Raw genomic sequence first — 20,464 nt, forward strand, 5'->3', positions numbered from 1 at the left:
AAAACGGACATGCTTGCATGTCCGTTTTTTTCTGAGTCTTTATAAATTCAATTCGGCATCAGCACGGGAATAGGGGCATGTGCAGTAATCCCGAGACGCAGCATTTTCGCGAATTGCTCGGCAGCCAGTGGCCGGCTGAAAATATAGCCTTGTCCTTCCTCACAATGCTGAGCCTTCAAGAAGGATAATTGCCCCTGTTTTTCTATGCCCTCTGCAATGACTTTTTGTTTCAGGCTATTGCCCATGGCGATGACGGCACTGACGATGATGCCATCGCCGTCGGTTTTGTTGGCGCCGATTTCATTGACAAAGGACTGGTCGATCTTCAATACATCAATAGGGAATTGATTCAGGTAACTCAGACTGGAATAGCCGGTACCAAAATCATCGACAGCCAGTTGTATGCCCATGTCTTTCAATTGCTGCAGTATGGCAATACTGTTTTCTGCATCTCGCATGAGTACACTCTCGGTGATTTCCAGTTGCAGGCAATTGGGAGAAAGCCCGGTTTCCTGCAAGATGGCGCGTACAGTGCCAACAAAGTCCTGACGACGAAATTCGACAGCAGAAATATTGACGGCAATTTCTGAAATTTTCAATCCTGCATCCTGCCATTTCTTGGTCTGGATACAGGCTTCACGCAAGACCCAGCGACCTAGCGGGATGATGACGCCGCAGTCTTCTGCAATACCAATAAAACGTACTGGCGGCACCATGCCCCATTGTGGATGCGACCAGCGTAGCAGGGCTTCTGCACCGGTAATGGCACCGCTTTTGAGGTTGATCTTGGGTTGGTAATGCAGAGAAAATTCATTGCGTATCATTGCCAGTCGCAAATTGGCTTCTATGACTTGCCGCTCAACGGCACGCACATTCATTTCTGGCTTGAAGAACTGGAAGTTGTTACGTCCTTTTTCCTTGGCCTGGTACATGGCCGTGTCGGCGTTTTTAATCAAGGTGTCTGCATCAGTACCATCAGCAGGGTATGAGCTGATACCTATGCTGGTTGTGACATACAGCTCATGGCCATTGATGCTATGCGGTGTGGCCAGCGACTTCAATAATTTTTCGGCAGTGAAGGCGGCATTCTCGGCAGACTTGTCGTCTGTCACGAGTATCACGAATTCATCGCCACCCTGACGGCTGACCGTATCAGAACTACGCACGCAAGCGCACAGGCGTTCTGTGACGGATTTCAATAGCATGTCGCCCAGGGCATGACCCAGGGAATCATTGATATGCTTGAAATTGTCCAGGTCCAGGAATAGCACCGCCAGATGTGTCTCGCGCCGTTTAGCGAGGCCTATGGCCTGTGCGATGCGGTCATTCAAGAGTGCACGGTTGGGTAGATTAGTCAGGAAATCATGTTGTGCCAGGTGAGCCATTTTCACTGCCATGGCCTGGGTCGCCGTGATGTCGCGAAACACCATGACAGCGCCAGCCAGATTGCCGTATGCATCGTGGATGGGTGCAGTAGAGTCTTCGATGGCGACCTCGCTGCCATCACGTCTGAGCAATATGGTGCCGGGTGTCAGTGTGGTGGCGGTATCTTGCTGTAACACTTGCATGACGGGATTGGCTTTCACTTGTCTGTTTTCGCTTTGTATAAGCGGCATGACCGTAGCAATGGGCTGGCCTTGTACTTCTTCTCGCTTCCACAGCGTGATATGTTCAGCAGCGACATTCAGGTAATCAATATTACCCGCCATGTCCGTGCCTATGACCGCATCGCTGATGGAGTTGAGGGTGATTTCTGCCCGTGCTTTCTCCAGGAAGGCAGCATCTTCAACGGCTTTGCGCTGAATAATATTGCGCAACGATTGTGGCACCAGGTAACTGGAAAAATGGCCCCGTGTCAGAAAACCCTGGGCACCGAGTTCTACGGCTTCCAGTGCCAGTGCATGATCAGTGTCACAGATAGTGAGTATGGGGATTTTGGGAACGATGGCAAATAAATGCTGGAAGCTGGTTATGCCCTTGCTGTCTGGCAGGAAGCAGTCAAGCAATATGATGTCTATGGGTTTGGTTTTATCTTGCAGGTGTTCGACGGCGCTGGACAGGCTATCTGCAAACACGGTTTCATAATAACCATCGCGGGCTTTTAGCAGCGCTTCCTGAAGTGCCAGGGCATCGGCAATAACAGGCGTAACGACGAGAATTCTCTTGGCCATGAGCTGGCTCCTTGTAAACTTTGCAAATTGAAGGTAGCCAAAGACTGTCGTGACAAAGTCGCCAGCCGGTTTGCTATAAACCCTTTGCCCATGCAAGAGTGTCTCTTGTCATGATGCCTGGACAGAAATTACTTGATGAAAACTTATTCGTCTGTGCGATGCCGTACAAAGTGTTTGCAAGGCTGTTATTTCAATGCTGTTTTTCCCGGTCACAAAAATAAAAAAGGTATCGAGAAAACGATACCTTTTTGCTAAGTGCTGTATTAGAGAAACTTGTGATCCTTAATTATTACTCTTTAATTATTTTCCTTTATATATCCCTGCTTCAAGTATCACGTCATTACTGCGAAAAATATAAGTGGTTTTGTTTTCTATCTGTTTGCTGACAGGATTGTTGTAGCGATAGTCTACCCAGCCTTTGCCCTTGCTTTTGGCCAGGGCAATGATTTCCTTGCGATAGTATTTGCCATCTGCATCTGGCAGGTCCAGCATGTTTTTGCCTATCAGTTTAGGGTTGATAGGGTGGGCAATAACTACACCATCAAGTCCACGCACATAAAGATAAATCGAGCCATTGATAAACTCTGGATTTTTATTATTGATTTCCTGTACCAGAGCATCCTTGCCATTTTTTTGCATATAAGCCAGGCCTTTATCGACCATGGCGATGGCATCGGCAGGATTGTCGTCAGCCAGGGCGAAGTTGAATTGACCTGCCAGCAGTAATACCATCAACAATTTGAATATCTTCATTTTCATGGTCTCCCTATATGTGTTCAATCAAAGTGCTCAATCAAGCGTTTCATTTTTATGGGCAGCATTTATGACAACAGAATGCATGAATTAAGACTAGTGGAGATGTGTGAAAAAAGCAAAGCTCCCATGTCAGGGAGCAACACCTTGCAAAGTTCACATTGTCATAGCGCAATGATGGTCGTTTGGCTATGCGTACGGGGCACAATCTTTAACAATCATTGCACTGATTAAATGGGAAAAATGTTGCGTTGCGGAAAAAATGTGCAGTAAAATACGCACCTGTTTCCATGTGGCAATATCAAACTTTTCCCAGAACTTACGTCCTTACTCCCATGAAAAAATTACTTCTCGCTACCGTCCTCGTTGCATCTTCTTTCGCTACATTGGCCAGTGAAGTGGCGCCAACTGTTGACAAGCAGACTTGCGAAAAACCGGTTTATCCAAAATCTGCCTTGATGAATGAAGAAACTGGTACTGTGGTCTTGTCTGTACTGGTTGGGCCAGATGGCGCGGTGGTTGATTCAAAAGTGGAGAAGTCCAGTGGCTCCAAGGCTTTGGACAAGGCAACACAAAAAATTTATTCTTCCTGCAAATTCAAGCCGGGCGCTAAAGATGGCAAGCCACAGCAAGCCTGGACCAAGCTGGAATATGTCTGGAGCCTTTCCTGATCACTCAGGAAGATTGCTGACTTATTGGTTCAGCAAAATAAAAAAAAGAGATGCAAGAGCATCTCTTTTTTTATGTGCAAGGCAGCATGAATAATCCGGTTTTCCATCCTCTTTTTGCTAAAGTAATAATAAATATTGTCGATAATAAGGAAGATTAAGCAAGGATTTATTTCAAGGATGCATGCAAGCCATGTCGACTATTTCTACAAGTTTAAATACAGTAGCAAGCCCTGGTGTCAGTCAGACACAGAATGTAAACAGTCAGACTTCTGCCAGCCCTTTGGCTAGTTCTGCTGCTTCGTACTCAACTACATCTACAAGTTCATATCAAGTCAATTTACGCTCATCAAGTAATGATGGTGTGGGCCAGACATATAACCAGTCAGGTGTTGCATCTACAACTACTACCTCATCTCAATGGTGGGAAAACAAGAGCGACGATCATTTCAGTTATTTACTGCAACAAAATGCGATTGCAGCGACGACCACTTCAGGGCGTTTCAATGGTCTGGCTACTGGCCTCATAGACCGCCTGCATTCCACTGGTGCAGATGTCAAACAAGCCTACATCACGACATCTCTGGATGCCGGTGCTGACAATAAAGCCGTGGCCGAAGCAGGCCAGGTCAGTTTGAATGACTTGCGTGACCGCCCCGACCAAAGCCTGGGGCTGAGTGTGAAGCTGGCTTCAGGACGCAGTGTTACTTTATCCATCAAAAGTAATGCTAGTGGTCTCAGTGTAGAAGCCAGCAGCGATGCAGAATTGAGTGAAACAGATAGCAAGGCGCTTGATAAACTGGCCGCAGGACTGGAAGCTGCGGCGCAAAGTTATTTTACGGATAACAAGATCAATCTGGGTGCTTTGTCAGGCTTTGACACCTCTGTCGTCAGTTCGCTGGAGTTTAATATCAAGGCAGGTGAGCGCCAGCTTGATTACAAGATTAATGAATCACATCACCAGCTCAAGCTGACATCAGACAGTGGTGTGATTGATATTGATGTCAAACATGACAACGCCGGGCTCCGGGGGAATGCGACACAAAGAAATAACGCTATCCAGCAATTCCTTGGGCAAATCGATAATGCTGCCAAGCGTGGCAATGCAGATGAGGGCCTGGTATCACAATATAAGGAAGCGTTTTCTGCGATGCAGAAAATCAATACATTGGATGATGACAATAGTGTGCAAGGCCTGGCGCCAGCAAAGACACCAGCCTTTTGGGATACCAGTGCCAGTTCATTGTTAACCGGCCTGGCAGACTTTGATGCGAAGATCAAAGGCGTGACCACCTCACCAAATCCGGCGCGCTTGCAGGAAAGTGATTATTTCAACTTCCAGACCAGCCAGAAGACCACGCAGGAAGGGCATCTGGCAAGTGGAAAGATCAGCCAGAACCTGGAATCCAGTCTCAGTGCAGCTTTTCATCTTGAATTAAAATCTGGCAAAAAACCGGTGCTTGATGAGGGCAAGAGTTCGCAGAATTATCGCTACGTGAAAGTAGACGATCATGAGAGCAGCAAACTGGATCTTGGATTTGAAAAAAATCAATTGAATACTGCGCGTCTGGAAAAGAGCCATGACCGCAATCTGACGATATCCCGTTATGAGTTTGGTAAGCTGGTGGATACCAAAAATCAACCAGACAAACAGACGAGCGTCATTGATCTTTCTGTCAATTCAGTCCGCGACAATACGGCAAGTGAGCAGGCTTTGCAGCGCCAGCGCATCATTGCCACATTGAGCGGGAAGATTTTTCTCTAACGTTTTTTCTAGTTAATTGCGATTTAAATGACGAGTTAGCGCAAGCGGCGTGGCTGATTTGCCCGACCTGTTTGCGCTGGACGTATACTCGCCCGGCTTACCTGGGGTGTAGCGCCAACTTGTTGCTGCACCTTGAAAATATTCACCACTTGCGCAAGGCTGGCTGCCTGTTCATTCATGGCCTGGGCCGCAGCAGACGCTTGTTCTACCAGCGCGGCATTTTGCTGCGTCATATTATCCATATCAACAATCGCATGATTGACCTGTTCTATGCCTGAGCTCTGCTCCTGGCTGGCCGAGGCAATTTCGGCGACGATATCGGTCACACGCCTGACGCTGGCGACTACCTCATCCATGGTAGAACCGGCGATGGCAACCAGCTTGCCGCCTTCTTCGACTTTTTCTGCCGAGCTGTCTATCAGGGTCTTGATTTCTTTGGCTGCAGAGGCTGAACGTTGCGCCAGGTTGCGCACTTCGCTGGCGACTACGGCAAAACCGCGCCCTTGTTCACCGGCACGCGCAGCTTCGACGGCTGCATTCAATGCCAGGATATTGGTCTGGAAGGCAATGCCATCGATCACGCTGATGATATCGACGATTTTTTTCGATGATTCATTGATGGAGCCCATGGTGGCTACGACTTTGCCTACCACGCTGCCACCCTGGGTCGCCACTTCAGATGCCGAGATAGCGAGTTGATTGGCCTGCCTGGCATTGTCGGCATTTTGCTTGACGGTGGAAGTCAGTTCTTCCATGGTGGATGAGGTTTCTTCTAGTGCGCCTGCCTGTTGTTCGGTGCGGTTAGACAGATCCAGGTTGCCGGATGCAATTTCGCCAGAGGCAGTGGCGATGGATTCAGACCCGGTACGCACTTCACCAACGACGGCCGCGAGTTTGTCGCGCATGGTCTTGATGGCAAATAACAGGCTGGATTGGTCATTGTCTCTGACCTGTATGTCGGTAGTCAGATCACCCTCTGCAATATGGCCCACAACTTCAGCCGCATAAGCAGGTTCGCCCCCCAGTTGCCCCAGAATTGATCGTGTCATATGCCAGGCTAGTGCACCCACCATGGCCATCATGATGCAGCCCACACCCAGCATGATGCCTGCCTGCTGCCAGAAAGCCTCATTGATATCATCCAGATAGGTACCTGTGCCTACCAGCCAATCCCATGGGGCGAAGCGCATGACAGCATAAATTTTCTCTACCTGGCCCTGTACCCCAGGCCTGGTACCCATGGCCTGCACAACGCCTATCTTGTTTTTTTCCAGCGAGGCACGATAGCGGTCACCAGATTCTTTCATGTCCTTTTGCGGAACGCCAATGCGGTCAGCTTTTGGGTGCACGCGTAATAAATCATCGGAATACCCGCGCACAAAGAAATACATCTCCTCTTTATGAAAACTGGAAATCGCCAGCTTGGCCTGTTTTTGCGCATCGTCACGTGAGAGCTTGCCTGACTGCTCCAGCGCATGGGCTTTCTCTATGGCGGCATGCGCCATTTCTACCATATTGGAAATCTGCTCAGTACGCTCCTTGGTCATGGTCTGACGCAAGGAGTACAGGGAAATAGCCGAAATGACTGAAATGCCAAACAGGGTGATGGCGCACAGCAAGATAATGCGGGTGCTGAGTTTCATGGTGTGGTCTCACTGGTTTGCTGCAGTGTGCCGCAACGCTGGGCGGATGCGTGAGAAAAATGGGTATCACCTCAGGCTAATCCGCCTACATTTGTGGGCAGGTCTGCATAGTTTTAATAATTGGCGATCAGGCGGCCCCGCCTGCAACGTACAGGGAATGCAGAGCAGGACCGTAGTCTGATTGTAAGTGAAGCCCAGATGCCTGAGAGGAAGAATTTGCAAACAAACGACAAATTAAAAGAGGATGTAGTGCAGATGGAGGGCAGGTCACGGGATGGTGTTAAGACCAACCCGCTAACGGAGGCTTAGGCTGTATTTGGGTTTACTTATAAAACGGCAGGTTCATGCTCACAGGTCGTATATCCAGACGCAGACCATGTACGGTATAGCTTTCTGCGCCAGAGGCATTGGAATAGTAGCCCTGGCTTTCCGCCGCTTTGCTGAAGCTGAATTCAAAACCCAGCTCAGGCTGCGCATCCATGCCAAAAGCCAGGGCAATGGCACGCTCCTGCTTGCCATCGATCAAATGGAACATCAGATCGGTGACTACCGTATTGGCCAGGATATCGGGATAAAAACGCTGGTCAGTATTGTAAGCCTGGGCAGGATTGAGTTTGTGCTGCAGTTTGTCAGCCGAAGGTGTCAGTGTCCTGGTGTGTAAATTGAAATGGTCGCCCCGGTCCAGATAGCTGATGCGGGCATTGCTGATATTGAAATTCTTTTGTGCGCCATCGGTTGTCGCCTGGCTCAGGTCAAACAGGATTGCACCTTTATAGCCGATGACCTCAACGTCACCCTGGTTGCTGACTACCATTGCTGTATTTTCATCAACGCCCAGGCCCAGCTTGTAATTCTTTTTTAGCATGACAGGCAACATGCGGGCAAAGCGGCCACGGATGATCAGGTGCTGGTCTATGAATACATCCGGGCCGATGAAGCCCAGACCAGCCGCAATTTCCTTGCCATCAGTAACACCAAGCTTGAGCGTAGGCAGCACAGGTTTGGCATCGTAAAACATCGTGGTACTCATGATGGCAGCACCGGCACTGCTGCCAGCGATGACACCACCGCGTTGATATAGCGCCCAGATGGCTTCCAGCATCGCTGTCTTGCTACCATCCGGCTTGACCAGCGCCTGCACAATGCGACCCTGGTCGCCGCCAGTGAAAAACACACCGCTGGCATCTTTGAGTTTATCCAGCCAGGCGGCATTGTTGACGATATCTTCTGGCTTGAATTGCGCATGTCTGACCGACAGGGGAATTATAAAAGCCTGGGCACCATGCTGGTTCAGGGATTCCACTGCGAATCCCCCGGACTTTTCCGGGCTACCTGCTGCCGCTGGTATAACAGCAATCTTTGCGCCTTTGCCACCAGCCTGTTGCACGATGCGCTGCCAGACCACGGCATTATCGACCCGCAAGGCGCCGCCTATGATGACGAGTGAGCCTTTGGATTGTTGTGGTGACTTGTCTTCTGCATGAGCATTCATGGGTAATTGCCAAAGTAAGAGAACCAGGCAACTGAGCAAGATACGTAAGCCCGAGCCTGTATTTTTCAGAGAAATTGTCATTATTTCCATCCTGATTTTTTGATATTGTAAGTGATTCGAATCATCACTATGAGCATGAATTTAAAAAAAGGGACAACACCAAGTGTTGTCCCTAATATCCACGCAGGCGCTACTTTGGAATTGATTATTGATACTGCTTATTTAAACGAATAGTTACCAGAGATATAGACGAAGCGGCCGCTTGGATCGGTATAGCTGGGATCATAGCCAGCCAGGAAGCTATATATCTGGTTGGAACGTGGCGGGTTGGTATCCAACAGGTTCTTGATACCTGCACGCAGGCTGAATGCCTTGCTGAACTTATAGCTGCCACTCAAATCCCACAAGACATAGGCGGGCACGTCACGGGTGCTGCCATCGGCGAGGGCATTCTGGTCGTGATAAGCCTGGTAGTAAGTCTGTTGCAGTGTCGCACCCCATGGGCCGCGGTCAAAGTCAAACGTCAGGGTATGCCTCCAGCGTTGTACTACCTGGGTGTCGGTATAGATACCTACACCATTCCATTCACTTCCTGGCTGGCAGCGGTGTTACGGGTCTTGTAGTCGATGACATAGGTACCGCTCAAACTGACATTGAATTTGCCCAGGCTATTTTCTGGTCATGGCCATTCTGGTAGGCGTAGTGGGCAAATTGAATGCCGACAGTTTTGTCGAAGCCTTCATGCAGGGTGCCAAAGACCTGGTGACCACGGCACTGGTGATTGCCCTGGCACGCGGCACCATGATACTGGCGCGTGATGCCAATATCATCGACACCATGTTGAACTTCCTCATGCCTTTCGTGCAGTCTTCTCACCCTATCTTTGCGGCACACAAGATGTTTGTGATCCAGTCTGTCATCAACTTCTTCATCCATTCCGGCAGCGGGCAGGCGGCACTGACCATGCCCATCATGGCACCCCTGGCTGATCTGGTTGGCGTGCTGGCGCTGGCACGCATACCTTGGGCGACCCGGGCGAAGTGGATGATACCTTTGCAGTTACTGTACTTTGTCCTGGCCCTGGGTTTGCTGGCTTTGTCTTGTGTGATCAGTTGGTAGGTTTTACTTACTCTTCATCTACCAGCAATTGCTCCAGCCGCTTGGGATAATTGTTGAGGAAGTCACGGGTCACTGCAAAGTGTTCCGTGTCTTCATAACTGGTTTCCGTAATGCCACTACCGTCAAACTGGTAAATTTTTGCGTGTGGATACGACAGTAGTATTGGTGAATGGGTGGCGATAATGAATTGCGAGCCATCCTGCACCAGTTGATGTATGGCGCTCAGGGCGGCCAGTTGGCGGTTGGGTGACAACGCAGCTTCTGGTTCGTCCATCAGGTAGAGGCCATTGCCTTGCAGCTTGTTGAGCAACAGTGCCATGAAAGATTCACCGTGGGAGCGTGTATGTAACGAACCACCGTAGCCATCGACATAGCCAACTTCGTCCATATAGGTGGCAACATTGAAGAAACTCTCAGCACGCAAGAAGTACCCATCACGCGGTTTTTTGAAGCTTTTCGATAGCCTCAAATTCTGATGCAGTGAAGAGACGGATTCGGTAGTGCGATACGCAACATTTTTTGTCCCACCTTCTTGCCCAAAACCCAGTGCCATGGCAATGGCTTCCAGCACTGTCGATTTGCCTGCACCGTTTTCACCGACGAAAAAAGTCACATCGGCATGAAATTCCAGCATGTCGAGTTCCCTGACTGCCGGGATGTGGTAAGGGTAGCTGTCAAAATCAATGGCAGCATCATCGCGTATGCTGATGCGTTGCAGATAAGGTTTGGCGGACAGGCTCATTGGCAGGTTTACGGTTTTTGTGGATGGCGGTAAATATGCCACAGGCCACCACGGAACTCTACCTGTCTTTCCAGCGTAGCACCAACAGCCAGTGCCAGTTTTATTGAGGCCAGGTTGTCGCTATGGATAAAGCTGATGAGCCGCAAATCTGCCAGATACTCTGTGGCCATGCTTTGTACCGCGCGGACCGCTTCGCTGGCATAAGCCTTGCCCCAATAGCGTTTTGTCAGTGCCCATTTTATTTCTGGTTCTGGCCAGTCGTTTGGATACCACAGACCTGCAACACCAATGACGGCGTCCGAAGTTTTTTCAACGATGGCATAGGGACCATAGCCGCGTAACTGCCAATGGCCCAGCATGCTGGCCATGGCACGCCAGCTTTCGCCTTCGGTCAGGGCACGACGAAAGGTAAAGCTCGTGCATTCAGGATCAGAATAGTGTTCGTGCAGTGCACGCCAGTCCTCTTCTCTGAACATCCTGAGTTGTAGCCTGGTTGTTTCTAAAGATTCAGGGATTTTGAAGACAGACATGATGGTCAAATATATGTGAATACTCTTGGAAAGGAATCAACGCATCATCCAGCGTCGCATCGCAAAGCTCAATGCATCCACCATAGCCACCAGTATCAGCATGGCGATGATGACAGTGGCTGCCGTTTGCATCTGGAATAATGATAAATGAAACTTCAACATCTGTCCCAACCCACCAGCACCGACTACGCCGAGTATGGCGGCGGCGCGGATATTGTTTTCCCATCGGTACAGGGTGTAGGACAGCATTTGCGGCAGGCTTTGTGGCAGCGTAGAGTACAGGAAGGCATTGACGGCAGAAGCGCCGTTCAGGCGTAATGTGGATTCAGCCTGCGGGGCGGCGTTTTCCAGTACTTCCGCAAACAGGCGGCCAAGTACACCAGTGGTGTGAGCGGCCAGCGCGATGGTGCCGGCAAATGGTCCCAGGCCGGCGGCGATCAGCATGATGGATGCCCACACCAGTTCGGGTATGGCACGCGCCACATTCAAAAATAATCGCGTACTGCTTTTTGCAATCCTGCCGAAGCGGCCACTGGCTGGCAGGGCCAACAACAGACCGAGGATGGCGGCAATCAGGGTGCCCAATGCCGACATGGCCAGGGTTTCAACAGAAGCGAAGGCGGTTTTGTTAAGCAGGGCAGGGCTGATGTCAGGTGGTGCAAAGCCTTGCAGGAATTCCCAGGTTTTACCAGCGGCATCGTCGCTGAACAGAGCGCGCCATTCCATGTTCAGGCTGACAAAGCTGGCAATGACCAGCAGTATGATCCCCGCACTTAATGCCAGTTTGAGTGGGGTCAATAGCGCCGGTGCGACTGGCATGTCGTGGTTATTGTGCGTATCGTGCATACTCATGCCAGCGCCTTGCGGAATAATTTACTGGTCAGGTCAGCAATGCCGACCAGCAACACGAAGACGATGAGCATGGTCGACACTTCAGCGCCAGATAACATTTTCATCGATTCATCCATACGCTGACCCAAGCCGCCAGCGCCGACAAAGCCCATGACGACGGAGCCGCGTATGGCGCATTCCCAGCGGTAGATGGTGTAGGAAATCAATTCTGGTGCCGCATTGGGCAAGGCCCCATACAGGAATGCCGTCAGACGGCTGCTGCCATTTCTTAACAGGCTGTCGGTGGCGTGGCCATCATTGGCTTCCAGTATTTCAGCATAGACCTTGCCCAGCATGCCTGCATAGGTAAGGGCGATGGCAAATACACCCGCAGTCGGCCCCAGCCCGACCAGGCGCACAAACAGCAAGGCCCAGACTAGTTCCGGTACGCTGCGCAGCAAGACCAGCTTCCAGCGTACTATCTGGCGTAACAGCCTGGCCATGCCATGCATGCGTCCGCTGCCTATGCGTGATATCGATAAATGCTCATTGACGATCAGGGTCATCGGGATTGCACCCAGCAGTGCCAGCGTCAGGCCCGCCGTGGCAATGGCGATGGTTTGCCAGGTTGCCTCCAGTACGATCAATAAAAATTCTGTCGAATGCGCAGGTGGGAAAAAGCCTGACAGGAAACGCCAGGTCGCGCCCAGGCTTTGCGCATCGATCAGTTGCCAGGGTTTGAATTCAGTGATCAGCAGCATGGGCCAGAGCAGCACCAGTATGCTCAGCGTGACAGTCACCCGCATGCGCCATGCGGGATCATGCTGTATATCTGAATGGTTTGTCTGCTGTGTCATCGCGCTTAAAAACAGCGGGGCGCGTCAGAAAAATCAGGCTGATCCAGCGCAGTCATATCCAAAGAATGCTGCTCAGTGCTGCCGGTATTCCGGTACAGATCAGCGATCATCTGATCGTCCACCTTATTGCTGTCGAACAGGACTTTACCAGCGCGCAAACCTATGATGCGCGGGAAGTGCTGACGAGCCAGTTCCACCTGATGCAGGCTGCAGATCAGCGTTGCCTTACGTTGTTTTGCTTCCTGCTGCAGGGTATTCAGGGTTTGCAGTGCCAGCGTGGGGTCAAGCGCAGAAAGCGGCTCATCCACCAGCAAGAGACTGGCATCGGACAATAGCAGGCGTGCCAGTCCGCAGCGCTGGCGTTCACCGCCAGACAGTTTATCTACCCTGGCATACAACTTGTGTTGCAGATCAAAACGCTGCAAGGCTTGCCAGGCAGCCAGCGGGTCTGCGGGCTTGATAAGATTGCGCAAGGCCTGAGCCAGTGTCCAGTGCGGCAGGCGGCCGGCCAGCACCGCCGTGACGACGCGCTGGCGTGCAGGCAGTGGCGGTGTTTGTGGTGCCAGGAACAGGTGACGGCGCAAGACATGGCGTGCCGTATGTGACAGCGCCCAGACATCCTGGTCCATGAAATGGAATTGACCATTGGCAGGCTGATGGGCAGCAGCAAGGGTATGCAACAGCGTGGTTTTGCCAGCACCAGACGGACCTATGATGGCAATCTGCTCGCCCCGGGTGACTGTCAGATCAAGATTTTCAAGTATGTATTGCTGTTGCGCTTGTCCTGCCACCGATGCAGTGTGTACTGCACCGGAAAAAGCCACACTCAATTGCTGCAAGCGCAGCTGTACTGTAGTCATTACTACCGACATTGCTGCCGGCATTACTTCAGCAGGCTGGCATTATGTGCTGCCGCTTCTATGGCCTTGTAGTTGTCAGCCTTGGTAGGGATGAAGCGCGTCGCACGTTGCAGGTCAAGGATTTCCTTGTCCTGCGGATTGGCCGGATCAAGGTTCAGGAAGGCATCTGTGATCTTCTTGCGCAAGTCGACAGGCATGTCGGCACGTACCGACCAGTTATAGTCAAAATAGCCTGGCGTGGTGTAAAACACGTGGACCAGTTTGGTATCGACCTTGCCTTGCGCCAGCAGTTTTTCCCAGACTGAAATATTCAGCGCACCTGCATCTACCTTGCCGCCAGACACGGCAGCCACAGTCGCATCATGCGCGCCAGAAAAGGCGATGCGCTTCATGTCCGTATCAGGGTTAATTTTGGCTGCCAGCAAATAAGAGCGTGGCATCAGGTGGCCAGAAGTGGACGATTCAGAACCAAAGGTAAAGGTCTTGCCTTTCAGGTCTTCGAGCTTGGTGATGTTTTTATCGGTGGTGATGAAGACCGATTTGAATTTTTCATCTTCTTCACGTTGTACCAGCGGTATCACCTGGTCTTTGCTGCGAACCTTGGCCTGTACGAAGGTGAAACCGCCAAACCAGACCATGTCGAGTTTCTTATTGATCAGGCCTTCTACCGAAGCTGCATAGTCAGTGACGGGGATGAATTCGACTTTCATGCCCAGCTTTTTCTCCAGCATGGCACCCAGGGGTTTGAATTTACGCTGCAATTCTGTTGGTGCTTCATCAGGAATAGCAGATACGCGCAAGATCTGCTGCGCCTGTGCCATGCCTGCGAATGCCAACAAGCCCAAGGCCACGATCATGAGGCGGCGGGACACGGAAAAGCATGAAACAAAATTAGTCATAGTAGTTCCTGAAAGGGTGGGGCAATCTATGGCCAGTCTGCATTAGTGGACTGTATTTAATGACAGATGTTAATGACTGATGGATTTATGTAAAGTACCTGCTGGTGCGGCAGTTTGTGTGCTGAATTGCTGCAAGGGCAAATAATGACTTTGGTTGCGGCCCGCCTTCTTGGCTTCGTAGAGCGCTGCATCTGCACATTTGAGCAAGGAATTGGCATCAACATCAGGATGTTTGTGGTAGTTGCTAAAGCCTATGCTGACACTGATTTGCTGGCCGATGTGCGATTTAAAATGCGGTATATTCAAATCCCAGACTGCAGTGCGCAGTTTTTCTGCAAACTGCATGGCAGAATCAGGTGCCATGTTGGGCAGCATGAGGATGAATTCTTCACCGCCGAAACGCGCCAGTACATCAGTGGCTCTGAGCAATTGCTTGCGCAAGGCTGCGGCGACCTGTATCAGGGCCTTGTCACCCGCCACATGACCATAGTTGTCGTTGTACTCCTTGAAGTAATCAATGTCGACCATGAACACAGACAAGGGCACGTTGTGACGCACGGCATGGCCCAGGGCCATTTTGTAGTGTTCATCAAAGAAGCGGCGGTTATAGATGCCAGTCAGACTGTCGGTGGTGGCTTCTCGCTTCAATGCTTCAGAGTGGGTACGCAGGATTTTTTCGCGTTTGATCGACGTGGTTGAATCACTGATCTGTATCAGGCACTGGCGTGCGCCATCTTCTGCAGCAATTGGTGTGATGGTGATGGATTGATCAATGCGTTTTTTTTCAATATCCTGTTCTCCACGTTGGAACAGGGGCAGTGGTGAACGGTGCAAGGCATTCGACAAGACTACGGGCAAGCCATAGCTCAGGGTATTGGTGATTGCACTCAGGATCGCACGGCTGGGTAATTCTTCAAAAGCTTCAGAAATCTGCCTGCCTATAGCCTGGCTGGCCGGGATGCCACTATATCTTTCTACCCAGCCGTTCCATAAAAGTATGGTCTGGTTGGTATCAAGCACTATCAACCCCAGGCTGATGGTATTTAATATCTCATCGACCCGGAAGGCAGAGGGAGGCATCAACTGTGCCATTAAACTACCCCCAGGAAGCGATCAAGCTGCGTCACCAAATCTGTCAGGGAAGTTGAGCTCAGCAAGAAAATCAAATGCCCTTCAGAATGCCGGCTCTCAATCGCGAGGTCAATATGTAGCAGCAGAACATAGGGTTGCTGTAGATCATTGCTGACACGGCGGAAGATTTCTTCCGTACTGGCCACAGAGTAATCCGGCAGAGAGCAATTCAGCGGTATATTCAACATATCTGCCATGGCCGACAGGCAGGCATTAAGGATGATATTGCCCAGCTCACACATGGCTTCCTGTTCAAACTCGGCCAGATCTTCCAGGCTGATTTGCGAGCCCATCATGTCGCGCACGATTTTCAGCGCATGTTCTTCAGTGAACAGCAGTATGGCTTCAGCTTCAAAAGAGCCGCTGAAGGTCTGGTGTACCGCACCAAAGCGATCATTTTGCAAACCCATGGACGAGACATCAATCTCTGAGGATTTGCGGATTTCAACTGAAGGGACTGACAGGCGAACTTCTTCACCGACAATGTCGCTGAGGCTGGCAGCAGCCCTGCCAGCACCGACATTGAATACCTCGCTTAGTGCATCGAGATGAAGTTCGGTCAGGGAATTCATTTTCAGCTCGCGAAATAATTGAGAACGATAGTGATGGACTTCTCAGTAACTGGTTTAGCCACGAAGATGGTACCTATGGAGGTGGCCCTGTTTTGCATGGTGTCTTGTACGTTCGCCGAAAAAATGGCGATGCGTACACCAGGATGTTGCTGCAAGATTTGCTCAGCAGCATCAGTTCCCAATATGCCCGGCATATTGATGTCCATGGTGCAAAAGTCTGGTTTGTTCTCTATGACTGACTTGATGGCTTCTTCGCCATTGCCAGCTTCAAAAAATTCCCAGTCTGGATGCACTGCTTTGACGTGCGCACGGATCACCATGCGAGAAACTTTACTATCGTCAACAATAAGTAGTTTTTTCATAATATATTTTATGCAAGATAATTGCACCCAAAGATTGTGAGTGACAGCGTAAATTCATTCTACCTTAGTGAGGCACAAAATTCGTGGTTCAGATGATCAATTAATGTTTCAAATGATTACGCTTTTTGCTTCAGGCGTCTCCACAAAGTCGTTCTGCTGATCCCCAGATAGTCCGCAGCCGCTTCGCGGTTGTGATTGAACCTTTCCATGACGGAATCCATTGACTCTGGCGCAGGTAAATTGCGGGCTGAATTGATGAATGTATTTGCAGTATCTGCCGGTGACTGATGCAGATCCAGTTCAGGCAGGATTTTTGCGACGAAGCCCGGTGTCAGGGCTTGCAGCGGCTCTGCTGCCAAAAACAGAGCCAGACGTTCCATGAGATTACGTAATTCTCTTACATTTCCTGGCCAGTTGTAGTCTTGCAGCAGCGTGACGCAACTACCTATTTCCGCATGCAGATTGGCGTGTGGCCTGACCCCCATGGCTGCCAGTGCATGTTTGAGACACCATTCAGCAAGGGGCAGCAAATCGTCGGGGCGCTGCCTTAATGCAGGCAGATGCAGACGCAATACGGCCAGACGAAAATACAGGTCAGCACGAAACTTTCCTTCTTTTACCTTGCTTTCCAGATCGCAATGAGTGGCGCTGATAATGCGTACATCCACAGGTATGGGGCGCATGCTGCCCACACGATTGATCTCGCGCTCTTCAAGTACGCGCAATAACCGGGTTTGCAAAGTCAGCGGCATTTCACCGATTTCATCCAGGAGTACCGTGCCTCTGTGGGCAATTTCAAATAAACCGGCGTGGCCGCCACGCTTGGAACCGGTAAAAGCACCTTCTTCATAGCCAAATAATTCAGATTCCAGCAAGCTTTCAGCGATGGCACCGCAATTTACGGCGACGAAGGGCTGGCGCGCCCGTGTGCTTTCCCTGTGTAGTGCCTGAGCCGCCAATTCCTTGCCAGTCCCGGTTTCACCTTGTAACAACACCGTTGCCGGGGAACGTGCAAATAAGGCGATGGACTTGCGGGTGGCTTGCATAAGGGCGGAGTCACCCCGCAAATCATTCAGACCATGCTTGGCGCGTAGTGATTCAGCTGCAGGGTGATGCCGTCCGCGGGCAGATTCCAGCCGTGTCAGACGGGCGATTTCGAGCGCGTCGTCAAAGGCTTGTCGTATTGACGTCGCGGAATACATGAAAATGCCAGTCAAGCCTGCTTCTTCAGCCAGGTCGGTGATCAGTCCGGCACCGACAATGACCTTGATCCCACTTGCTTTAAGTTCACTGATCTGGGCACGCGCATCTTCTTCGGTCACATAGGTACGCTGCTCCAGCGGGAAGCCGAAAGTCGTTTTGAAATCCGTCAGCTCAGGCATGGTCTCCTGGTAATTGATGAGGCCTATGGCAGGCGACACCTTGCGCGCCCTGGCCAGCGCCTGCATGACGTCAAAGCCGCTGGCCTTGGCGATGACGACCGGGACTGGCAGGCGGTTCTTGAGGTAGGCTCCATTCGAGCCTGCGGCGATGACTGCATCGCACCTCTCGGTTTGCAGACGTTCTTTCAGATATTGGGCAGCTTCTTCGAAACCCATGTGTATGGGCTCTATGTCAGCACTGACATCGTATTCGACCATGATGTCGCGGAACATGTCGAACAGGCGTGAGATGGACACCGTCCAGATGACTGGCTTGTCCTGATTATCGCGTATTGTCGGTGGATGTTTCATTAATGTTTCAACTGATGTTTCGATTCTCAATATGAAACGGTATTATGAAACAAAATTGAAGTCATGCACAGACTTTGTTCTGCCCTAAAAGAAAATAAGTGTTTGATTTATATGAGGTTGGCAAGGAAATGTCTTTGTCATCCTCAGGCTGGCACGCCGATTGCAATATGCAACCCAGAATCTGTTCATTAATCTGAAAGCATACACATGAGTACATACTCCGCAGGTGCCGCCTTCCGCAAGGCGATGCAGGAAGAATCCCCGCTGCAAGTCGTCGGTGCAATCAATGCCAACCATGCCTTACTGGCTAAACGTGCCGGTTTCAAGGCGATCTACCTTTCTGGCGGCGGCGTCGCTGCCGGTTCCCTGGGCTTGCCTGACCTGGGTATTTCCAATCTTGATGATGTCCTGACCGATGTACGCCGTATTACTGACGTTTGCGATCTGCCTTTGCTGGTCGATGTAGATACCGGCTTTGGTTCATCTGCCTTCAATGTGGCACGTACCGTCAAGTCCATGATTAAGTTCGGTGCTGCGGCTATCCATATCGAAGACCAGGTGGGCGCCAAGCGTTGTGGTCACCGCCCTGGCAAGGAAATCGTCAGCAAACAGGAAATGGTAGACCGCGTAAAAGCTGCCGTAGATGCGCGTACTGACGACAACTTCGTCATCATGGCGCGTACTGATGCGCTGGCAGTTGAAGGTCTGGAAGCCGCAATAGACCGCGCTTTGGCATGCGTAGAAGCTGGTGCTGACATGATTTTCCCGGAAGCGATTACTGAGCTGGCGATGTACAAGCAATTTGCCAATGCCGTCAAAGTACCTATCCTGGCAAATATTACCGAGTTTGGTGCGACGCCCCTGTTCTCCGTCGAAGAGCTGGCAGCGGTGGATGTAGGTCTGGTCTTGTATCCTTTGTCAGCTTTCCGTGCCATGAACAAGGCGGCAGAAAACGTCTATGGCGCGATACGTCGTGATGGTACGCAAAAGAATGTTGTCGATACCATGCAAACCCGTATGGAACTGTACGAGCGCATCAATTACCACGACTTTGAACAAAAGCTGGATGCACTGTTCGCACAGCAAAAAGCCAAATAATAATGATATAAGCTGTCCCACCCTTGTGCCACATCAAGCTGGCGGATGGGAACAGCCTTGAATATGAACCTCTGGAGAAATAATCATGACTGAAGCAGTTCCTTTCAAACCTAAGAAATCCGTCGCCCTGTCTGGCGTTACTGCTGGTAATACAGCCCTGTGTACCGTAGGCAAAACCGGTAATGACCTGCATTATCGCGGCTACGATATCCTGGACGTGGCTGACGCCTGCGAGTTTGAAGAAATTGCCCATTTGCTGGTCCATGGCAAATTGCCTACCGTCGCAGAATTGCGCGGCTACAAGGCCAAGCTGAAAGCCCTGCGCGGCCTGCCAGCGAATGTCAAGGCAGCACTGGAATGGTTGCCTGCATCATCTCACCCTATGGATGTCATGCGAACTGGTGTTTCTGCACTGGGCTGCGTATTGCCAGAAAAAGATGATCACAATAACCCTGGCGCACGCGATATCGCTGACCGTCTGATGGCTTCGCTGGGTTCCATGCTGCTGTACTGGTACCACTATAGCCATAATGGCAAACGCATAGAAACTGAAACCGATGATGAATCCATAGGCGGCCATTTCCTGCATCTGCTGCATGGTGAAAAACCAAGCGCTTCGTGGGAAAAAGCCATGCATACGTCGCTGATCCTGTATGCAGAACATGAATTCAATGCGTCCACGTTTACTGGCCGCGTTATCGCTGGCACAGGTTCAGACATGTATTCCGCCATCACTGGCGCGATTGGTGCCTTGCGCGGCCCTAAGCATGGCGGCGCAAATGAAGTCGCATTTGAAATCCAGAAGCGTTACGACAATCCTGATGAAGCAGAAGCCGATATCAAGAAGCGTGTAGAAAACAAGGAAGTCGTGATCGGCTTCGGTCATCCTGTGTACACCATCTCTGATCCACGCAACAAAGTCATCAAGGAAGTGGCGCGCAGCCTGTCCAAAGAAGCTGGCGCAATGAAGATGTTTGATATTGCTGAACGTCTGGAAACCGTGATGTGGGATATCAAAAAAATGTTCCCTAACCTGGACTGGTTCTCTGCTGTGTCATACCACATGATGGGCGTGCCGACTGCCATGTTCACGCCTTTGTTCGTGATTGCCCGTACTTCAGGCTGGGCGGCACACATTATAGAACAGCGTATCGATAACAAGATTATTCGTCCTAGTGCCAACTATGTTGGCCCCGAAGATCTGAAATTTGTTCCTTTGAATAAACGTAAGTAAGCAG

At 50.7% G+C, this 20,464-nt stretch carries 21 protein-coding genes; 6 read left to right on the forward strand and 15 right to left on the reverse strand.

Annotation, left to right across the window (positions count from 1 at the left end; genetic code table 11):
• Positions 1–47 precede the first annotated feature (47 nt).
• A complete protein-coding gene (locus AC3WQT_RS04215; protein WP_492702587.1) occupies positions 48–2,171 on the reverse strand; it encodes a putative bifunctional diguanylate cyclase/phosphodiesterase in 2,124 nt (707 codons plus the stop codon).
• Positions 2,172–2,471: 300 nt separating this feature from the next.
• Positions 2,472–2,930: a cache domain-containing protein gene (locus tag AC3WQT_RS04220; RefSeq protein ID WP_492702588.1), complete on the reverse strand. Its 459-nt coding sequence runs from the start codon at positions 2,928–2,930 to the stop codon at positions 2,472–2,474.
• Between the two features lie 329 nt (positions 2,931–3,259).
• Here AC3WQT_RS04220 and AC3WQT_RS04225 point away from each other — a divergent pair, with 329 nt between their 5' ends.
• Both AC3WQT_RS04225 and AC3WQT_RS04230 read left to right on the forward strand, forming a co-directional pair.
• Entirely contained in the window at positions 3,260–3,595 is a 336-nt protein-coding gene (locus AC3WQT_RS04225) for an energy transducer TonB (protein ID WP_492702589.1), read from the forward strand.
• 190 nt (positions 3,596–3,785) lie between these two features.
• On the forward strand, positions 3,786–5,357 hold the full coding sequence (locus tag AC3WQT_RS04230) for a hypothetical protein (RefSeq protein ID WP_492702590.1): 1,572 nt from the start codon (positions 3,786–3,788) through the stop codon (positions 5,355–5,357).
• A gap of 35 nt (positions 5,358–5,392) precedes the next feature.
• Here AC3WQT_RS04230 and AC3WQT_RS04235 read toward each other — a convergent pair whose 3' ends face one another.
• From AC3WQT_RS04235 to AC3WQT_RS04245, 3 genes are all read right to left on the reverse strand, one after another.
• A complete protein-coding gene (locus AC3WQT_RS04235) occupies positions 5,393–7,000 on the reverse strand; it encodes a methyl-accepting chemotaxis protein (RefSeq protein ID WP_492702591.1) in 1,608 nt (535 codons plus the stop codon).
• A 322-nt stretch (positions 7,001–7,322) separates the two neighbouring features.
• On the reverse strand, positions 7,323–8,573 hold the full coding sequence (locus AC3WQT_RS04240; RefSeq protein ID WP_492702592.1) for a cyanophycinase: 1,251 nt from the start codon (positions 8,571–8,573) through the stop codon (positions 7,323–7,325).
• A 137-nt stretch (positions 8,574–8,710) separates the two neighbouring features.
• On the reverse strand, positions 8,711–9,019 hold the full coding sequence (locus AC3WQT_RS04245) for a TonB-dependent receptor domain-containing protein (RefSeq protein ID WP_492703102.1): 309 nt from the start codon (positions 9,017–9,019) through the stop codon (positions 8,711–8,713).
• On the opposite strand from AC3WQT_RS04245, the gene AC3WQT_RS04250 reads away from it, so the two are divergent.
• Together AC3WQT_RS04250 and AC3WQT_RS04255 are read left to right on the forward strand one after the other, a co-directional pair.
• Positions 8,951–9,115: a hypothetical protein gene (locus AC3WQT_RS04250; protein WP_492702593.1), complete on the forward strand. Its 165-nt coding sequence runs from the start codon at positions 8,951–8,953 to the stop codon at positions 9,113–9,115. The genes AC3WQT_RS04245 and AC3WQT_RS04250 overlap by 69 nt on opposite strands.
• Positions 9,116–9,173: 58 nt before the next feature.
• Positions 9,174–9,611: a Na+/H+ antiporter NhaC family protein gene (locus tag AC3WQT_RS04255; protein WP_492702594.1), complete on the forward strand. Its 438-nt coding sequence runs from the start codon at positions 9,174–9,176 to the stop codon at positions 9,609–9,611.
• A 7-nt stretch (positions 9,612–9,618) separates the two neighbouring features.
• Here AC3WQT_RS04255 and AC3WQT_RS04260 read toward each other — a convergent pair whose 3' ends face one another.
• From AC3WQT_RS04260 to prpR, 10 genes are all read right to left on the reverse strand, one after another.
• Positions 9,619–10,353, reverse strand: coding sequence for an AAA family ATPase (locus AC3WQT_RS04260; protein ID WP_492702595.1), 735 nt, complete (start codon positions 10,351–10,353; stop codon positions 9,619–9,621).
• An 8-nt stretch (positions 10,354–10,361) separates the two neighbouring features.
• Positions 10,362–10,883, reverse strand: coding sequence for a GNAT family N-acetyltransferase (locus tag AC3WQT_RS04265; RefSeq protein WP_492702596.1), 522 nt, complete (start codon positions 10,881–10,883; stop codon positions 10,362–10,364).
• A gap of 36 nt (positions 10,884–10,919) precedes the next feature.
• Positions 10,920–11,735, reverse strand: a complete 816-nt coding sequence (gene phnE / locus AC3WQT_RS04270; protein WP_492702597.1) for a phosphonate ABC transporter, permease protein PhnE — start codon at positions 11,733–11,735, stop codon at positions 10,920–10,922.
• Positions 11,732–12,571, reverse strand: a complete 840-nt coding sequence (locus tag AC3WQT_RS04275) for a PhnE/PtxC family ABC transporter permease (RefSeq protein WP_492702598.1) — start codon at positions 12,569–12,571, stop codon at positions 11,732–11,734. Before AC3WQT_RS04275 ends, phnE begins: the two co-directional genes overlap by 4 nt.
• A 5-nt stretch (positions 12,572–12,576) precedes the next feature.
• Positions 12,577–13,431, reverse strand: a complete 855-nt coding sequence (locus AC3WQT_RS04280) for a phosphonate ABC transporter ATP-binding protein (protein ID WP_492702599.1) — start codon at positions 13,429–13,431, stop codon at positions 12,577–12,579.
• A 23-nt stretch (positions 13,432–13,454) separates the two neighbouring features.
• The gene (locus AC3WQT_RS04285) at positions 13,455–14,288 is read right to left on the reverse strand and encodes a putative selenate ABC transporter substrate-binding protein (RefSeq protein ID WP_492703103.1); all 834 of its coding nucleotides are present in this window, start codon (positions 14,286–14,288) and stop codon (positions 13,455–13,457) included.
• A 111-nt stretch (positions 14,289–14,399) separates the two neighbouring features.
• On the reverse strand, positions 14,400–15,422 hold the full coding sequence (locus AC3WQT_RS04290; RefSeq protein ID WP_492702600.1) for a GGDEF domain-containing protein: 1,023 nt from the start codon (positions 15,420–15,422) through the stop codon (positions 14,400–14,402).
• The gene (locus AC3WQT_RS04295) at positions 15,422–16,033 is read right to left on the reverse strand and encodes a chemotaxis protein CheC (protein WP_492702601.1); all 612 of its coding nucleotides are present in this window, start codon (positions 16,031–16,033) and stop codon (positions 15,422–15,424) included. The genes AC3WQT_RS04290 and AC3WQT_RS04295 overlap by 1 nt, the downstream gene beginning before the upstream one ends.
• A gap of 2 nt (positions 16,034–16,035) precedes the next feature.
• A complete protein-coding gene (locus AC3WQT_RS04300) occupies positions 16,036–16,395 on the reverse strand; it encodes a response regulator transcription factor (RefSeq protein ID WP_492702602.1) in 360 nt (119 codons plus the stop codon).
• A gap of 116 nt (positions 16,396–16,511) precedes the next feature.
• Positions 16,512–18,128 carry a propionate catabolism operon regulatory protein PrpR gene (gene prpR, locus AC3WQT_RS04305; RefSeq protein ID WP_492702603.1) on the reverse strand — a complete coding sequence of 539 codons (1,617 nt, stop codon included), beginning with the start codon at positions 18,126–18,128 and terminating at the stop codon, positions 16,512–16,514.
• A 207-nt stretch (positions 18,129–18,335) separates the two neighbouring features.
• Between prpR and prpB the strand changes: the two genes are divergently transcribed.
• A complete protein-coding gene (gene prpB / locus AC3WQT_RS04310) occupies positions 18,336–19,226 on the forward strand; it encodes a methylisocitrate lyase (RefSeq protein ID WP_492702604.1) in 891 nt (296 codons plus the stop codon).
• Between the two features lie 85 nt (positions 19,227–19,311).
• Positions 19,312–20,460 (forward strand): bifunctional 2-methylcitrate synthase/citrate synthase, encoded by a 1,149-nt coding sequence (gene prpC, locus AC3WQT_RS04315; RefSeq protein ID WP_492702605.1) that lies wholly within the window; start codon positions 19,312–19,314, stop codon positions 20,458–20,460.
• Positions 20,461–20,464: the final 4 nt, after the last annotated feature.

It is taken from the genome of Undibacterium sp. FW305-107 (assembly GCF_058788535.1).

Bases quoted from the DNA above. Each gene is read 5' to 3' on its own strand.
- AC3WQT_RS04275 (WP_492702598.1), bottom strand. From the start codon at position 12,571: ATGACACAGCAGACAAACCATTCAGATATACAGCATGATCCCGCATGG.
- prpC (WP_492702605.1), top strand. From the start codon at position 19,312: ATGACTGAAGCAGTTCCTTTCAAACCTAAGAAATCCGTCGCCCTGTCT.
- AC3WQT_RS04255 (WP_492702594.1), top strand. From the start codon at position 9,174: ATGGCCATTCTGGTAGGCGTAGTGGGCAAATTGAATGCCGACAGTTTT.
- AC3WQT_RS04290 (WP_492702600.1), bottom strand. From the start codon at position 15,422: ATGGCACAGTTGATGCCTCCCTCTGCCTTCCGGGTCGATGAGATATTA.
- AC3WQT_RS04280 (WP_492702599.1), bottom strand. From the start codon at position 13,431: ATGACTACAGTACAGCTGCGCTTGCAGCAATTGAGTGTGGCTTTTTCC.
- prpR (WP_492702603.1), bottom strand. From the start codon at position 18,128: ATGAAACATCCACCGACAATACGCGATAATCAGGACAAGCCAGTCATC.
- prpB (WP_492702604.1), top strand. From the start codon at position 18,336: ATGAGTACATACTCCGCAGGTGCCGCCTTCCGCAAGGCGATGCAGGAA.
- phnE (WP_492702597.1), bottom strand. From the start codon at position 11,735: ATGAGTATGCACGATACGCACAATAACCACGACATGCCAGTCGCACCG.
- AC3WQT_RS04235 (WP_492702591.1), bottom strand. From the start codon at position 7,000: ATGAAACTCAGCACCCGCATTATCTTGCTGTGCGCCATCACCCTGTTT.
- AC3WQT_RS04220 (WP_492702588.1), bottom strand. From the start codon at position 2,930: ATGAAAATGAAGATATTCAAATTGTTGATGGTATTACTGCTGGCAGGT.
- AC3WQT_RS04225 (WP_492702589.1), top strand. From the start codon at position 3,260: ATGAAAAAATTACTTCTCGCTACCGTCCTCGTTGCATCTTCTTTCGCT.
- AC3WQT_RS04295 (WP_492702601.1), bottom strand. From the start codon at position 16,033: ATGAATTCCCTGACCGAACTTCATCTCGATGCACTAAGCGAGGTATTC.
- AC3WQT_RS04300 (WP_492702602.1), bottom strand. From the start codon at position 16,395: ATGAAAAAACTACTTATTGTTGACGATAGTAAAGTTTCTCGCATGGTG.
- AC3WQT_RS04230 (WP_492702590.1), top strand. From the start codon at position 3,786: ATGTCGACTATTTCTACAAGTTTAAATACAGTAGCAAGCCCTGGTGTC.
- AC3WQT_RS04260 (WP_492702595.1), bottom strand. From the start codon at position 10,353: ATGAGCCTGTCCGCCAAACCTTATCTGCAACGCATCAGCATACGCGAT.
- AC3WQT_RS04285 (WP_492703103.1), bottom strand. From the start codon at position 14,288: ATGATCGTGGCCTTGGGCTTGTTGGCATTCGCAGGCATGGCACAGGCG.
- AC3WQT_RS04240 (WP_492702592.1), bottom strand. From the start codon at position 8,573: ATGACAATTTCTCTGAAAAATACAGGCTCGGGCTTACGTATCTTGCTC.
- AC3WQT_RS04215 (WP_492702587.1), bottom strand. From the start codon at position 2,171: ATGGCCAAGAGAATTCTCGTCGTTACGCCTGTTATTGCCGATGCCCTG.
- AC3WQT_RS04265 (WP_492702596.1), bottom strand. From the start codon at position 10,883: ATGTCTGTCTTCAAAATCCCTGAATCTTTAGAAACAACCAGGCTACAA.